This window comes from [Erwinia] mediterraneensis (genome assembly GCF_900604315.1).
In the GTDB taxonomy this organism is placed as follows: domain Bacteria; phylum Pseudomonadota; class Gammaproteobacteria; order Enterobacterales; family Enterobacteriaceae; genus Pantoea; species Pantoea mediterraneensis_A.
Map to the genome: position 1 here is coordinate 3664549 of NZ_LR026978.1, position 14476 is coordinate 3679024.

At 53.5% G+C, this 14476-nt stretch carries 13 protein-coding genes; 6 read left to right on the forward strand and 7 right to left on the reverse strand.

Annotated elements, in window-relative coordinates:
* The first annotated feature begins 999 nt into the window (after positions 1 to 999).
* Complete coding sequence (locus E0E17_RS17275) at positions 1000 to 1761, forward strand: glycosyltransferase family 25 protein (RefSeq protein ID WP_130835226.1); 762 nt, start codon at positions 1000 to 1002, stop codon at positions 1759 to 1761.
* A gap of 619 nt (positions 1762 to 2380) precedes the next feature.
* Here the strand turns inward: E0E17_RS17275 and E0E17_RS17285 are convergent.
* Genes E0E17_RS17285 through yobA form a run of 3 tightly spaced genes read right to left on the reverse strand, consistent with a single transcriptional unit; the run spans position 2381 to position 4026 of the window.
* Entirely contained in the window at positions 2381 to 2722 is a 342-nt protein-coding gene (locus E0E17_RS17285) for a YebY family protein (RefSeq protein WP_130835228.1), read from the reverse strand.
* A 45-nt stretch (positions 2723 to 2767) separates the two neighbouring features.
* The gene (copD, locus tag E0E17_RS17290) at positions 2768 to 3649 is read right to left on the reverse strand and encodes a copper homeostasis membrane protein CopD (protein WP_130835229.1); all 882 of its coding nucleotides are present in this window, start codon (positions 3647 to 3649) and stop codon (positions 2768 to 2770) included.
* Positions 3649 to 4026 (reverse strand): CopC domain-containing protein YobA, encoded by a 378-nt coding sequence (gene yobA / locus E0E17_RS17295; protein ID WP_130835230.1) that lies wholly within the window; start codon positions 4024 to 4026, stop codon positions 3649 to 3651. The genes copD and yobA overlap by 1 nt, the downstream gene beginning before the upstream one ends.
* Before the next feature lie 152 nt (positions 4027 to 4178).
* Between yobA and E0E17_RS17300 the strand changes: the two genes are divergently transcribed.
* A complete protein-coding gene (locus E0E17_RS17300) occupies positions 4179 to 4409 on the forward strand; it encodes a DNA polymerase III subunit theta (protein WP_130835231.1) in 231 nt (76 codons plus the stop codon).
* A gap of 3 nt (positions 4410 to 4412) precedes the next feature.
* Complete coding sequence (exoX, locus tag E0E17_RS17305) at positions 4413 to 5081, forward strand: exodeoxyribonuclease X (RefSeq protein WP_130835232.1); 669 nt, start codon at positions 4413 to 4415, stop codon at positions 5079 to 5081.
* On the opposite strand, the gene E0E17_RS17310 is transcribed toward exoX, so the two are convergent.
* Positions 5075 to 7138 carry a prolyl oligopeptidase family serine peptidase gene (locus E0E17_RS17310; protein WP_130835233.1) on the reverse strand — a complete coding sequence of 688 codons (2064 nt, stop codon included), beginning with the start codon at positions 7136 to 7138 and terminating at the stop codon, positions 5075 to 5077. The two genes, exoX and E0E17_RS17310, sit on opposite strands and share 7 nt — an antisense overlap.
* A gap of 114 nt (positions 7139 to 7252) precedes the next feature.
* The gene (locus E0E17_RS17315) at positions 7253 to 7915 is read right to left on the reverse strand and encodes a tellurite resistance TerB family protein (RefSeq protein ID WP_130835234.1); all 663 of its coding nucleotides are present in this window, start codon (positions 7913 to 7915) and stop codon (positions 7253 to 7255) included.
* 164 nt (positions 7916 to 8079) lie between these two features.
* Between E0E17_RS17315 and purT the strand changes: the two genes are divergently transcribed.
* Positions 8080 to 9258 (forward strand): formate-dependent phosphoribosylglycinamide formyltransferase, encoded by a 1179-nt coding sequence (gene purT, locus E0E17_RS17320; RefSeq protein WP_130835235.1) that lies wholly within the window; start codon positions 8080 to 8082, stop codon positions 9256 to 9258.
* A gap of 38 nt (positions 9259 to 9296) precedes the next feature.
* Here the strand turns inward: purT and E0E17_RS17325 are convergent, their stop codons facing one another.
* Entirely contained in the window at positions 9297 to 9935 is a 639-nt protein-coding gene (locus tag E0E17_RS17325) for a bifunctional 4-hydroxy-2-oxoglutarate aldolase/2-dehydro-3-deoxy-phosphogluconate aldolase (RefSeq protein WP_130835236.1), read from the reverse strand.
* Between the two features lie 206 nt (positions 9936 to 10141).
* On the reverse strand, positions 10142 to 11617 hold the full coding sequence (gene zwf / locus E0E17_RS17330) for a glucose-6-phosphate dehydrogenase (RefSeq protein WP_130835237.1): 1476 nt from the start codon (positions 11615 to 11617) through the stop codon (positions 10142 to 10144).
* Positions 11618 to 11990: 373 nt separating this feature from the next.
* Here zwf and E0E17_RS17335 point away from each other — a divergent pair, with 373 nt between their 5' ends.
* Positions 11991 to 12869 (forward strand): MurR/RpiR family transcriptional regulator, encoded by an 879-nt coding sequence (locus E0E17_RS17335; protein WP_207302096.1) that lies wholly within the window; start codon positions 11991 to 11993, stop codon positions 12867 to 12869.
* 108 nt (positions 12870 to 12977) lie between these two features.
* Complete coding sequence (gene pyk / locus E0E17_RS17340) at positions 12978 to 14420, forward strand: pyruvate kinase (RefSeq protein ID WP_130835238.1); 1443 nt, start codon at positions 12978 to 12980, stop codon at positions 14418 to 14420.
* Positions 14421 to 14476: the final 56 nt, after the last annotated feature.

Here is a 14476-nt window from a genome sequence, read left to right on the forward strand (position 1 = left end):
TTTTGTGCCAACACGAAATTGAGCGCCGGATACACTTACCTTGCCATCATTAGAGTTCCACTTCGTCCACTTTTATTCCTTATAAATCATTGTTTGCGTGCCCGGGGCATATTAATGATTTTTTTGTTTGGCAAAGCCCTTAAAAAGATCTTTTAATCGTCTGTTTATGGGATTCCAGGTTAAGCCATTATGTCTGAACAAAGTAACCGCCCCATGAACCTTGCGTCATGAATTTAGCGGTATGATGTGATAACCGTGCCATTGTCTTCCTCTACGCAAGGCCAGCCCCGACGGTCAGATGCGTATCTCTTCATATTTACTTCCGGACTTTCCTACCGAACTGCTTCATCGACTTACAATTTCTGACACTGGTTAAGTCATAAAGCCTCGTCAATTGAGTATACCTTCACAGCTAGCGCCAGCTCTTCCAGGTGGTCATGACTCTGAGCGACATACCTGCGTACAGGTTATACCTGAAGTTGAATACCTGAACGTTGTGTCGGCTCAACTCAACCCTACATATCAAAAACGGAGCCCCAGTTTAATACCGATTTGCTGCCGGGGTTCGGGGTTCGGGCAATGAAAAATCCGTCATTGCTGGAAGCACTACAATCGGCCTGCCTTTAAAATCAGGCCGGAAAACGGTTCGCAAGATGGGTAAAAACTGTTCACGGCAAAAATGGCGAGTACGATGCTACGCCGCTGCAGACATTTAACGGTAAATTCTCCATCAACGGCTACAATGACGAGATATCCATGTTCTGCATCATCGAACCAGTAAGTTTACTTGCCATAACTCTGTGATAAATATTTACTGATTAAGTTGCAAATAAATCTATTAATAATAGAATACTATGTAAAATTGCATAATTTTATTATATTCTCATGCTTTAACAAAGGATTCTGTCAGTATAACTTTAAATCTATAGAGTTGTTCAAGAAAACACTGCTTGATGAAAAATGTAAACCACCTTCTAAACAGCATATAAAGGTTTTATAATGAAAATTTTTATAATTAGCCTTGCACATTCATTTGAAAGAAGATCTGCCATGCAGGCACAATGTGAAATGTTGGGCCTATCGTATGAGATTATCGACGCAGTCAATGGCAAAGACTTTAGTAAAGAAGAAGTTAAAAAGCATACCCGTTTAAACAACTACGCTTTCCTGCCTGGTGAAATTGGCTGTAGCTTAAGCCATATCTATATTTACAAGAAAATGCTCACTGACAACATAGAAGAAGCTCTGGTACTTGAAGATGACGTATTGTTACCTGATAACTTACCTAACATTCTTGAGAAAGTATCCATAGCACAGGAAGAGCCAAAAGTTCTTTTACTCAGCCGGGTAAATAAATATTTAAAGCGTCCGGTCAGGAAGGTTAGTCCCAATATTAAAATACACAAAGCGCACCATGCAACTACTTCACATAGTTATATAATTAATCTCGGCGCTGCAAAGAATTTATCACAAGCTTTATATCCTGTATGGATAACAGCCGACAAATGGAACCTGTTTGAAGATCTCTCTTTAATTAAAGTTGAAGCTGTGATCCCTGCCCCTGTAAATTTAGGGCAAGCTGCCAGCAAATCTACTATTAATGCACAAAAAGAAGACCCGCAATTACAATTTCGTAAAAGGAAAATATGGAATCAACTGATGAAAGCAAGACCTTTTCGCGCAAAGCTGAAAAATAAATTACGTCGAAGCATTTATCCGATCTTTAACAGGGTTGTAGATCAGGGTAAAGGGCCGCGGTAACCGTACGGTTCTGTTTATGCGCAGCGATAATACGCCATTAAGTTAATCAATGCGTTAACTATGGGTACTGCTTCGCGAAACTTACATCAAAAGTGGTGCCCAAACAGTATTTCAGCGCGCACCGGTTGTCACAGTGCGCCTATGGGCGCCTGCAATCTCCGCACGGATGAGTATGTTAGTATCTCAGTTCCTGCCGTTGGCAATCAGAAATGATGCTTCTATAAAATAGGCTCAACGCGAAAACCCATCTGATTTAAACAGCTATTACGCAGAAAAGCGCATCGCACATGAATTGCAGTACGCTTTTCTTAAACAGGATATTGGAAATTCGGACATTTTTGGACAACGTGTTATTTTTTGGTTATAAAACAAGGAGATAAAAAAAGACCGAATACGATTCCTATATTCGGTCCAGGGAAATGGCTCTTTGAGAGCCGTGCGCTAAAAGTTGGCATTAATGCAGGCTATGTCGCCTTGCATTTTAAGGGTAGAACAGTGCAGCAGATTTGCCAGCTAACCCTTTTGGGTACGCAAAAAAGCTGTTCACTCTGTGATCGTTCTTGCAGAAATCTGTGACGGCGGGCGCAGCTGAGACTGTACCCGCACAGGCTGGGGAAAATTATTGATTACAAAGCGCCTGAGCGCGCTCAACAAAAGGCTGCAGGCTCATCTTCTCGCCGGGACGATTTTTATCATCGATCTGAATCACGCTGATCGGCTGGGCTTTCACCTGGTTGGCCTTCATACGCGCCTCCGCTTTGTCATTCAGCGGATACTGCATCAGCGTGCCGGGGTTAATCGCGAACAGAGAGCCATCCTTTTCACAGCTCAACATCACCTCTTCACGGTTAAAGGCCCACTTCTCTTTGCCGATTTCAAAGCGGCTGACGGTAATAATTTGTGCCGCCAGGGCATTGCTGCAGGCGGCTAACAACAGGAAAGCGGGGATCACTTTTTTCATCAAAATAGAGCACCTTTCTGACTCGATCAGGAACAAATTTACTATTCAGGCTGGCGGCAGCGTCGCAAATACGCTGACCAGACCGACCACCACCAGCGACAACAACAGCTCCAGCTGCGTCATACGGATAAATTGTTGCAGCGCACCGGCACCCGCAAGGCGAAAACGCGGCACCAGCCAGTAGCGATTCAGCAAGGCGATCAGTACCATCAACGCTACCAGGGCTATTTTCCACAGCAGTAATGTCGTGTAAAGCGAGAGCCCCGACGGTAGCGGCCAGCCGGTGATCAGCAAAGTGTTGATAACGCCTGTCAGCAACGCCAGCGCCACCGCCAGATGACCATAGCGGGAAAAGCGCATCATAGTGCGAATCGCATCGGTACGTCGTTCAATACGGCGCGCCTCCCCCATCAGGATCAGCAGCGGCAACAAACCACCGGCCCAAAACGCTGCAGCCAGCAGGTGAACGGCATGGTTAACCTGCTGCGCAATGCCTGGCCAGCCGTCACGCATCGAAGCATGCCCGGTGCAGGCCAGCGCGATAAGCTGCAGCACGGCTGTCATGCCCAGCAATAGCTGATAGCGGCGCTCTTGCCTGACAGCCAGCAGCGCGGCAGCCACGGCAAACACAATCTGCCAGCACCAGACCGTGCCAAAACGGGTCTGTAACACTGCCCGCCAGGTGGCACCATCGGCGATGTTTTGCCAGCTCCCGCTCATCAGCCCGGTCTGGACCGCCAGCATCGCCAGCGCACAGCCAGCCGCCAGCCGCGTACTGTGAAGCAGGATGCCCGCCAGCCGCTGCGACAGCGCATCGCGGTAACGGGCCGGGGCCAGTAAGGTGGTATAGAACACCGTGCCTGTCAGCAGCATCACAGCAGCAAAATGCGTGGCGCGCAGCAGGATCCAGAGGATACTGAGGAGCATCACTTCACGCTAAAATCGTAGCTTCCTTTGGTTTTATGACCATCCACCGAGAGCACATGCCAGTTCACCTGATAGTTCCCGGCAGGCAAAGGCTGCGTCAGCGGCACGATCAGTTGATTATGCTCACGGCCATTGCGTTGCACTTTACCGGTGGACATTTTTTGCTGTTGACTGTTCTGCACCTCAACGCTGCTAAACGCAGGTTCGACGTCCTCACTGAAGGTCAGCGTCAGCGCCTGCGGCGAGCTTTCCATAACAGCCCGGGCAGCCGGGTATTGTGACTCCAGGTGAGCATGAGCCAGCGCAGCCTGGCTGACCAGCGACGCTGAGGCCACCAGCAGTATGGCGGCAAGGCGGGGAAACGCGCATTTTTTCATCAGAGCATCCTTTTTCACTACAGCGATTTCTGCAAACGTGGCGCAAGGATACGCCGCAACAGAAAAGGTGTCGAGGCTCAGGCTGCGATTCATTCTCCTTGATCCGCGCCGGGGAAAACATTACTTTTGCCCCTCGTAATCAGGAGAAAAGCATGAGCCAGAACCTTGCCCTGCTGTCGCAAGAAGAGAAAGACAAAGTGAATGTGGATTTGGCCGCCGCAGGCGTCGCGTTCAAAGAGCGCTACAATATGCCGGTGATCGCCGAAGCGGTGGAAAGAGAGCAGCCTGAGGCGCTGCGCGACTGGTTCCGCCAGCGGCTGATGCATTATCGCCAGGCTTCGCTCGCCTTCTCTCGCCTGCCTTATGAACCGAAGCAGAAATAATCTATGTTACGCGTGATCGATACCGAAACCTGCGGGTTACAGGGTGGCGTGGTGGAAGTGGCGTCAGTGGACATTATTGATGGTCAGATCGTCAATCCGATGAGCGATCTGATTTCTCCCGATCGCCCTATCAGCCCGCAGGCGATGGCGGTGCACCGTATTACCGAAGCGATGGTAAGGGGGAAACCCACCATTGAGGAGGCGATTGGCCGCTATCACGGGAGTCCCTGGTACGTTGCCCATAACGCCAGTTTTGATCGTCGTATGCTGCCGGAAATGCACGGTGACTGGATCTGCACCATGACGCTGGCGCGCCAGCTCTGGCCGGGCCAGAAATACAGCAATCAGGCGCTGCGTCACAGTCTGCAGCTGGCAGTGACGCCACCGGCGCATCTGCACGCCCACCGTGCCCTGTATGACTGCTATGTCACCGCAGCGCTGCTGATTCGCATCATGGAAACCTCCGGCTGGGATGCGGCACAGATGGCGGCGCTGAGCCGCCCTGCCGCCGCGTCGGGCGATATCCTGCCCTTTGGCAAATACCGCGGCCAGCCGGTGGCGGCCGTGGCAAAGAAGGATCCCGGCTACCTGGTCTGGATGCTGGAGAACGTGCGCGATTTACGTCCTCCTTTACGTCAGGCGCTGCGTAAATACCTGAAGGATGTTCAGTAGTTTGATCCCGGCAAGCTTTCCTGCGTCAGGGCGATCAGGAAAGTGTATTCCAGCGCGACACCTTCATAAGATTTAAAACGCCCTGATTTCCCGCCGTGCCCGGAATCCATATCTGTGCAGAGCAACAGCAGATTATCATCGGTTTTCAGTTCACGCAGCTTCGCCACCCATTTTGCCGGTTCCCAGTACTGCACCTGCGAATCGTGTAAGCCGGTGGTGACCAGCATATGCGGATAGGCTTTCGCTGCGACGTTATCGTACGGGCTGTATTGTTTTATATAGTGATAAAACGCTTCGTCATTGGGATTGCCCCATTCGTCATACTCACCGGTGGTAAGCGGGATCGACTCATCCAGCATGGTAGTGACCACATCCACAAACGGCACCTGAGCAATCACCCCTTTAAAGCGTTCTGGTGCCATATTGATCACCGCGCCCATCAGCAGCCCGCCTGCACTACCGCCCATGGCGTACAGCTGCGCGGGATCGCCATAGCCCTGCGCCACCAGTGCATTGGTGACGTCGATAAAATCGGTGAAGCTGTTCATCTTATTCATCAGACGCCCGGCGTCGTACCACTGCTGTCCCAGCTCGCCGCCGCCGCGCACATGCACCAGCGCATAGATAAAGCCGCGATCGAGCAGGCTGAGACGACTGGCGCTGAAATCCGCGTCCATTGTGCTGCCATAGGCGCCATAGCCGTAAACCAGCATCGGGTTTTTACCAGGCTGATAATGGTGGCGGTGATAGACCAGCGAGACCGGCACTTCAGTACCATCGCTGACTTTAATCCACAGATGCTCGCTCTTGTAGTTTTCGGCATTGAAGCCATACACCGGGGTGCGCTTCAGCACGCGTCGCTCGCCGCTGTCCATATCCAGCTCAAAGATGGTGGTTGGCATGGTCATGGAGGAGTAGCCGTAGCGTAACTTATTGCTCTCTGGCGTAGGGTTGTAAGCCAGCCAGGTGACATAGGTAGGATCGTCAAAGGCGATACCGAAGGTTTCACCGGTTTTCCAGCAAATCTGCCGCAGACTGGTAAGCCCACGTTGCCGCTCCTCAATCACCAGCCAGTCACGGAACAGCTGGAAATCCTCTATTACCACATGCTCACGCGGTGGAACCAGGGCTTCCCAGCGTTTTTCCGCCAGCCAGGCGCTGCGGTAGATACCAAAGTTTTTACCGTCACGATTAGAGCGGATATAAAAGTGATGGTCGTAATGGTCGATGCTGTATTCATGCCCTTTGCGGCGCGGGCAGAATACCTGCGGTTGCGCATCGGGATATTCAGCATCGATCAGCCTGATTTCGCTGGTGGTGGTGCTGTACAACGCAATCAGAACAAAGTGTTCAGACGTGGTTTTATGGACGCTGAGGTAGAAGGTGTCATCCTCTTCCTCATAAACCAGCTCATCATCATCCTGTCGCGTGCCCAGCTCATGCCGCCAGACCTGATAAGGCAGCAGCGTTTTCGCATGCTTGAGAACGTAATAGACGGTGCGAGAGTCGTTCGCCCACGCGAAACTGGGAGAAGCGCAGCTCAGCACTTCCGGATACCAGCTGCCGGTTTCGAGGTTACGAAAGCGGATGCCATACTGACGACGGGAAAGGAAATCTTCGGCCAGCGCCATAACGCGGTTATCGGGGCTCACCGCCAGAGCACCCATAGTGTAAAACTCGCTGTGCGCGGCGCGCTTATTGGCATCCAGCAACAGCTGCCACTCATCTTTATCGGGATCGGCAGAGGCAGGTTGCCGGTAATAGGAAGCGTACTCATTGCCAGGCTCATAACGACTGTAGTAGCGATAGCCGTTTCTGACATAAGGTACGGTGCTGTCCTCCTGGGGAATGCGATCGACCATCTCTTTGAGCACCCGATTTTGTAGCGTCTGCTGCGACGCCATCACCTGGCGGCCATAGTCATTTTCCGCCCGGAGATAATCGAGCACCTCGCTGTCCTCACGCTGATCGTCGCGCAGCCAGTAGTAATTATCAATGCGCGTATCACCATGAAGGCTCATGCTGTGTGGAATTTTTTTTGCTGCAGGTCTTTTCATTCGCTCGTCTCCCTGAATACAACATCTTGTAAGCGTGGCATTTATCGACCGGTAAGCCAAGCGCAAGCAAGAAATGAGCGGACCTGAACCCCCCTCCCTGGGGCGTCACACAGATTAACCCGCAGCGGATCCCGCGACTTTCTCCCGTTTGATATCCTGCTCAATGCCATCGCGCACATCCTGAGGGATTTTCAGGGCATCGCCTAAGGCATTGAGATAGCTGCGCTCCATAAAGTGGTCGGGATCAATGGCGGCGCAGCTGAGAAAATAGAGCTCCAGCGCCTCCTCTTCATTTTTCACCCCGCTGGCCAGCCATGCGGGATCAAGTGGTCGATCCATCGCCTGCTGAATCAGTTTCTCGGCCTCTTTGCCATAGCCCGCCTGCTGAATATTCTGTTCAATGCCGGCCCGTTCCCGGGCATCGATATGGCCGTCACTTTTCGCCGCAAAAACCAGTGCGGTGACCAGACGTTCAGCGCGCTGATCCACTGGCGTTGCCTGCTGACCAAATTCCGGCTCCGCCTGATGGCTTTCGCGTATCCGATCTTTGTATTTATTCCATAATACCGTTCCGGCCACCGCGCCCCCGCCTACAACCAGCGCCTTGCCGCCATATTTAGTCAGCATGCTGCGCGCCGATTTGCTGGAAATCAGCATGGCCGCCAGTCCTCCCAGCGCCCCGGAGGAGAGCATACTGTTGAGCCCCTCGCCGTTCTGCTTACCGCTACTGCTCTTCTGCGTCAGCACAGACTGAATTTGTTGCAGCCAGTTATTCATTATCAACTCCTTTAAGACAGGACAGCTCTTATCCTGACGCAACGGGTGTCAAGAAGCGTCAGTGCGGGAAAAAAAAGGAAAAGCGCGTCGGAACAGGCAAAGCGTGAGTGCGCAAACGTTTTCGTATATACTGCGCGCGCTTTTGACTGTTAAGGTGATTTGTTATGACGACTCTTGGAACTGCGCTGCGCCCCGGTGCAACGCGTGTCATGCTGCTGGGTTCAGGTGAATTAGGTAAAGAAGTAGCGCTGGAATGCCAGCGTCTCGGTGTGGAAGTGATTGCCGTGGATCGCTATGCCGATGCTCCGGCAATGCACGTTGCCCATCGCAGCCACGTCATTAATATGCTGGATGGCGCTGCGCTGGCGGCACTGATTGCCCGGGAGAAGCCGGACTTTGTGGTGCCGGAGATTGAAGCGATAGCCACGGAGAAACTGGTTGAGCTGGAACAGCAGGGTCAGCGGGTAGTCCCCACCGCACGCGCGGCGCGTCTGACCATGAACCGCGAAGGCATTCGCCGTCTGGCCGCCGAAGAGCTGTCACTGCCCACCTCAAGCTACCGTTTTGCCGACAGCAAAGCCGCTTTTATTGAGGCCGCCGATGCGATCGGTTTTCCCTGCATCGTCAAGCCCGTTATGAGCTCGTCCGGCAAAGGGCAAAGCTTTATCCGTGACGCCAGCCAGCTGGACGCCGCCTGGGAGTATGCCCAGCAGGGCGGCCGCGCCGGTGCTGGCCGCGTTATCGTGGAAGGCGTAGTGAAATTTGATTTTGAGATCACCCTGCTCACCATCAGCGCCGTGGATGGCATCCATTTCTGTGCGCCGATAGGCCATCGCCAGGAAGATGGCGACTACCGCGAATCCTGGCAGCCTCAGCAGATGAGCGCACTGGCGCTGGAGCGCGCGCAGGCTATCGCTGAGAAGGTGGTGAAGGCGCTGGGCGGCCACGGGCTGTTTGGTGTTGAGCTGTTTGTTTGTGGCGATGAGGTGATTTTCAGCGAAGTTTCGCCGCGTCCGCACGATACCGGTATGGTGACGCTGATTTCACAGGATTTGTCTGAGTTTGCGCTACATGTGCGCGCCTTCCTGGGCCTGCCGATTGGCGCGATTCGTCAGTATGGCCCGGCGGCCTCGGCGGTGATCTTACCCCGGCTGACCAGCCAGAATGTGCAGTTCGCCAGTGTCGAGGCGGCTCTGGGAGCTGGCCTGCAGCTGCGTCTGTTCGGCAAACCCATGATTGAAGGCTCACGTCGTCTGGGCGTAGCGCTCGCCACCGGTGAAACCACCGACGCGGCGGTGGCACGCGCGGTTGCCAGCGCAGCCGCCGTGAAGGTTCAGGGCTAATCCGCTGGCGGTGAGCCTGCTGCTCACCGCCAGTTAACTTATTTCGCCCCTTCCACCGCTTCGCGCGCCAGCCGGGTGATGCGATCCCAGTCTCCCGCCTCTAAAGTCTCACTGGGCACCAGCCAGGAACCGCCAATGCAGAGCACGCTGTTCAGTGCCAGGTAGTCACGGTAGTTTTGCGGTGAAATGCCGCCGGTCGGGCAGAACCGCACCTGCGGGAACGGACCGGCAATCGCCTGCAACGCCTTCACGCCACCGTTAGCTTCTGCCGGGAAGAATTTAAATGCACGCAGCCCATATTCCATACCGGTCATCAATTCGGATACAGTGCTGATGCCAGGGATCAGGGGAACCGGACCCTCTATCGCTGCCTTTAACAGCGACTCGGTAATTCCCGGGCTGATGACAAACTGCGCGCCCGCTTCGGTCACTTCCTGCAATTGCTGACTGTTAATCACCGTTCCGGCCCCGACAATCGCTTCCGGCACCTCTTTAATCATCATGCGCAGCGCATCCATGGCGACCGGGGTACGCAGCGTCACTTCCAGTACCCGCACGCCGCCCGCAACCAGCGCTTTTGCCATGGGCACGGCATGTTCCAGTTTGTTCACCACAATCACGGGCACAACCGGGCCAGTGGTTAAAATCTGTTCAGCACTCTGTTTCCAGTTTTTCATACTTCCCCTCTGTTCTTCTGCCCGGGATAAAAGGCCCGGCACGCGGGCGCATCGCCCTGCCCTGTTTACATCGCGCAACTACCATACAGGATGACTTTTATCGCCGTCTATCTGACTTTTCACAATTTTAAAACGCGGGTTCAGATCCAGCAGAGCGAACGTACCGGCAAAAAAAAGCCCGCGTTACGCGGGCTGTTTATCAGCGCTTATTCAAACTCGTTCCAGGAACGGCCGTCGCGGGTAATCATCGCGACCGAGGCGACCGGGCCCCAGGTGCCCGCCTGATAAGGCTTAGGCGCATCGGCATCCCCCGCCCAGGCGTTGATAATCGAGTCTACCCAGCCCCAGGCTGCTTCCACCTCATCACGACGCACAAACAACGCCTGGATACCACGCATGGTTTCCAGCAGCAGACGTTCATAGGCATCGGCCAGATGTGACTGGTTAAAGGTTTCTGAGTAACTGAGGTCGAGCTTGGTGGTCTGCAGTTTATGCTTGTGATCCAGCCCCGGCACCTTGTTGAGGATCTCAATATCCACGCCTTCATCAGGCTGCAGACGGATGGTCAGCTTGTTCTGCGGCAGCTCAGCGTAGGAATCCTTAAACAGGTTCATCTCCGGGTTTTTGAAATAGACCACCACCTCGGAACATTTGGTCGGCAGACGTTTACCGGTACGCAGGTAGAACGGTACGCCAGCCCAGCGCCAGTTATCAATATCGACACGGATAGCCACAAAGGTTTCGGTGGCGCTGGCTTTATTCGCCCCCTCTTCTTCCAGATAGCCCGGTACTTTTTTCCCCTGGACAAAGCCAGCGGTATACTGACCGCGCACGGTTTTTTCCCGCACGTTGGTGTGATCGATACGACGCAGTGAGCGCAGCACTTTCACTTTCTCATCACGAATGCTGTCGGCGCTCAAATCTGACGGCGGCGACATAGCGATCATAGTGAGGATTTGCAGCAGATGGTTCTGGATCATGTCACGCATCTGGCCTGCTTTATCAAAGTAGCCCCAGCGTCCTTCGATCCCGACTTCTTCCGCCACGGTGATCTGCACATGGTCGATGGTGCGATTATCCCAGTTGTTGACGAAAATCGAGTTGGCAAAGCGCAACGCCAGCAGGTTAAGAACCGTCTCTTTCCCCAGATAGTGGTCGATACGGAAGACCTGGCACTCTTCAAAATATTCGCCGACGCTGTCATTGATCTCCTGCGAAGTTTGCAGCGAAGTGCCCAGCGGCTTCTCCATCACCACGCGCGCCGGTTTGGCATTCAGCTTCGCCGTGCCCAGACCTTTACAGATAGCGCCAAAGGTGCTCGGCGGCATCGCGAAGTAGTTAATGGTGACGCGTTTTTCCTGATCGAGCATTTTGCCCAGTTTCGGGAAGTGCGAGGTATCGTTGACGTCGAGGTTGCAGAAATCGAGACGACCGCTGAGCTTGTCCCACAGCGCTTCGTCGATTTTCTCCTTCATAAAGGTTTCCAGCGCTTCACGCACAACCCGGGTATATTCGGCTTTATCCCACTCAGCACGGCCAACGCCAATAATACGGGTATCATCATGAATCTGGCCCGCTTTCTCTAACTGATACAAAGAAGGCAACAGTTTCCGGCGAGCGAGATCGCCTTTGGCACCGAAAATCACCAGATCGCATGCCTGGGCTGTTTGTGTTACCGCCATTTTACTCTCCTCGTTGCAGGACTTACCCGGTAGTTGAGTACCTTCAACCACCAGGTCCTGATTGTCATTTTCTTTCAATACAATGTACTTATTTCCCCGTCCCGGGTAAACCGGCGAGCGGAGAGATCCTCACTGCTAACTATGGCCGCATTCACGTATCAGCGTATGATGTAGTGTGCGTCAACCAGATTTTTTTGCCGTTTCGGCCCTTTTCTGTCTGAAACTTAACTGCCGTCAAAGTATGACAAAAAAAGCGCGGCATCATTTGTCCTCTCTTGCCTGTTATACCGTGCGGCACGGTATATTCTCTACAAGTTCACATCGATTTCTGCAGACGATGAAAGTGATAAATGTGACGAACACTCAACAGGTTATCAACATACTACAAAAAATTGAGTCACAGCTCAGCAGGCTGAGCAAGTCGGAACGCAAAGTGGCCGAGCAGATCCTGGCTGCGCCGCAGGAGGCAATTCGCGTCAGCATCGCCTCGCTGGCGCGTTCGGCTGAGGTCAGCGAACCGACCGTAAACCGTTTTTGTCATCGGCTGGGGATTCGTGGCTTTCCCGACTTCAAGCTGCAGCTGGCGCAGAGCCTGGCGCAAAATGTTAACTGGGTCAGTCACGATGTTGATGAAAATGACTCTGTTGAACGTTACAGACACAAGATTTTTGATTCCGCTCTGGCCGGTCTGCAGCGGGTACGCAATCAGCTTGATCCCGCTAAGGTACAGCAGGCGGTCACCATGCTTGCCAGGGCCGATAAAATCGCTTTTTTTGGTCTGGGCGCCTCGGCGGTGGTGGCCCACGACGCCACCAATAAATTCCTGCGTTTTAACGTGCCGGTCATCTGGTCAGATGATATTGTGATCCAGCGCATGAGTTGCATAAATAGTCGCCCGAATGAGGTGTTTGTCCTTATTTCACATACTGGGCGCACAAAAAATATGGTAGAACTGGCACGCCTGGCGCGTGTAAACGGTTCCACGGTACTGGCGATCACCTCAGGGGATTCCCCGCTGGCTGCCGAAGCAACGCTGGCATTGACGCTCGATGTCCCTGAAGATACCGATGTCTATTTGCCGATGGTTTCGCGCCTCGCGCAGTTAACCGTGATTGACGTGCTGGCGACCGGTTTTACACTTGAGCGCGGCAGCCCTTTTCGCGGCAACCTTAAGCGTGTGAAAGAGGCGTTAAAAGCATCACGCTATGAAAAAAATGCCGACTGGCAAAAAGATACACAGGGAAAATTTTAACATCACATTTACAATGTGAGTCGCATCACAGCATAACCTTCATATAGACTACGTGTCCCGGCAGTGGCTGGCTGCAAGGGTCACCTTTATTTAGCAACGGAGTCCTTCATGTCAAGACGTCTCAGAAGAACCAAGATCGTTACTACCCTCGGACCGGCAACCGATCGCGATAATAATCTCGAAAAAATCATCGCCGCAGGTGCGAACGTGGTACGTCTCAACTTCTCTCATGGCACGCCAGAAGATCATCAGCTGCGAGCCAATAAAGTACGCGAAATCGCGGCGAAGCTGGGACGCCATGTGGCGATTCTCGGTGACCTGCAGGGGCCAAAAATCCGTGTTTCTACCTTCAAAGAAGGTAAAGTCTTCCTGAACGTAGGCGATCGCTTTCTGCTGGACGCCACCCTGGATAAAGGCGAAGGGGATAAAGAAAAAGTCGGCATCGACTATAAAGGTCTGCCTGCCGATGTGGTACCAGGCGACATTCTGTTGCTGGACGACGGCCGCGTACAGCTGAAAGTGCTGGAAATTCAGGGCCTGAAAGTCTTTACCGAAGTCACGGTAGGCGGCCCGCTCTCCAACAATAAAGGCATCAACAAACTGGGCGGCGGTCTTTCTGCGGAAGCTCTGACGGAAAAAGATAAGGCCGATATTATTACCGCAGCCAAAATCAACGTCGACTACCTGGCGGTCTCCTTCCCGCGCAGCGGCGCAGATCTGCATTATGCGCGTCGTCTGGCGCGTGAAGCTGGCTGTGAAGCGATGATCGTCGCCAAAGTTGAACGTGCGGAAGCGGTGGCGACACAGGAAGCCATGGATGACATCATTCTTGCCTCTGACGTGGTGATGGTGGCGCGTGGCGACCTGGGCGTGGAAATTGGCGATCCTGAACTGGTCGGTATCCAGAAAGCCCTGATCCGTCGTGCACGTCAGCTGAACCGTACCATTATTACCGCAACGCAGATGATGGAATCGATGATCACTAACCCGATGCCGACGCGCGCGGAAGTGATGGACGTGGCTAACGCGGTGCTGGACGGCACTGATGCGGTAATGCTCTCAGCGGAAACCGCGGCAGGTCAGTATCCGGCGGAAACCGTCTCGGCGATGGCAAAAGTCTGCCTCGGCGCTGAGAAGATCCCCAGCGTGAACGTCTCCAAACACCGTCTGGACGTACAGTTCGATAACGTGGAAGAAGCCATTGCCATGTCGGCGATGTATACCGCCAACCATCTGCAGGGCGTAACCGCTATCATTACCATGACAGAATCAGGCCGCACCGCACTGATGACCTCACGTATCACCTCCGGGCTGCCGATTTTCGCCATGTCGCGTCATGAACGCACCCTGAATCTGACGGCGCTGTATCGCGGCGTGACGCCGGTCTATTTTGACAGCGATAATGACGGCGTGGCTGCTGCGCACGATGCCATCAACCTGCTGCGTGATAAAGGCTTCCTCGTCTCTGGCGATCTGGTGATCGTAACGCAGGGCGATGTGATGGGTACCACCGGGACCACCAACACCACCCGAGTGCTGCGCGTCGACTAACATCACGCCCGCTTACCGGCTATAACTTCATGGATAACGCGACTGCTGCCAGTCGC

Bases quoted from the DNA above. Each gene is read 5' to 3' on its own strand.
- purT (WP_130835235.1), top strand. From the start codon at position 8,080: ATGACGACTCTTGGAACTGCGCTGCGCCCCGGTGCAACGCGTGTCATG.
- E0E17_RS17300 (WP_130835231.1), top strand. From the start codon at position 4,179: ATGAGCCAGAACCTTGCCCTGCTGTCGCAAGAAGAGAAAGACAAAGTG.
- E0E17_RS17285 (WP_130835228.1), bottom strand. From the start codon at position 2,722: ATGAAAAAAGTGATCCCCGCTTTCCTGTTGTTAGCCGCCTGCAGCAAT.
- pyk (WP_130835238.1), top strand. From the start codon at position 12,978: ATGTCAAGACGTCTCAGAAGAACCAAGATCGTTACTACCCTCGGACCG.
- E0E17_RS17310 (WP_130835233.1), bottom strand. From the start codon at position 7,138: ATGAAAAGACCTGCAGCAAAAAAAATTCCACACAGCATGAGCCTTCAT.
- exoX (WP_130835232.1), top strand. From the start codon at position 4,413: ATGTTACGCGTGATCGATACCGAAACCTGCGGGTTACAGGGTGGCGTG.
- zwf (WP_130835237.1), bottom strand. From the start codon at position 11,617: ATGGCGGTAACACAAACAGCCCAGGCATGCGATCTGGTGATTTTCGGT.
- E0E17_RS17315 (WP_130835234.1), bottom strand. From the start codon at position 7,915: ATGAATAACTGGCTGCAACAAATTCAGTCTGTGCTGACGCAGAAGAGC.
- copD (WP_130835229.1), bottom strand. From the start codon at position 3,649: ATGCTCCTCAGTATCCTCTGGATCCTGCTGCGCGCCACGCATTTTGCT.
- E0E17_RS17275 (WP_130835226.1), top strand. From the start codon at position 1,000: ATGAAAATTTTTATAATTAGCCTTGCACATTCATTTGAAAGAAGATCT.
- yobA (WP_130835230.1), bottom strand. From the start codon at position 4,026: ATGAAAAAATGCGCGTTTCCCCGCCTTGCCGCCATACTGCTGGTGGCC.
- E0E17_RS17325 (WP_130835236.1), bottom strand. From the start codon at position 9,935: ATGAAAAACTGGAAACAGAGTGCTGAACAGATTTTAACCACTGGCCCG.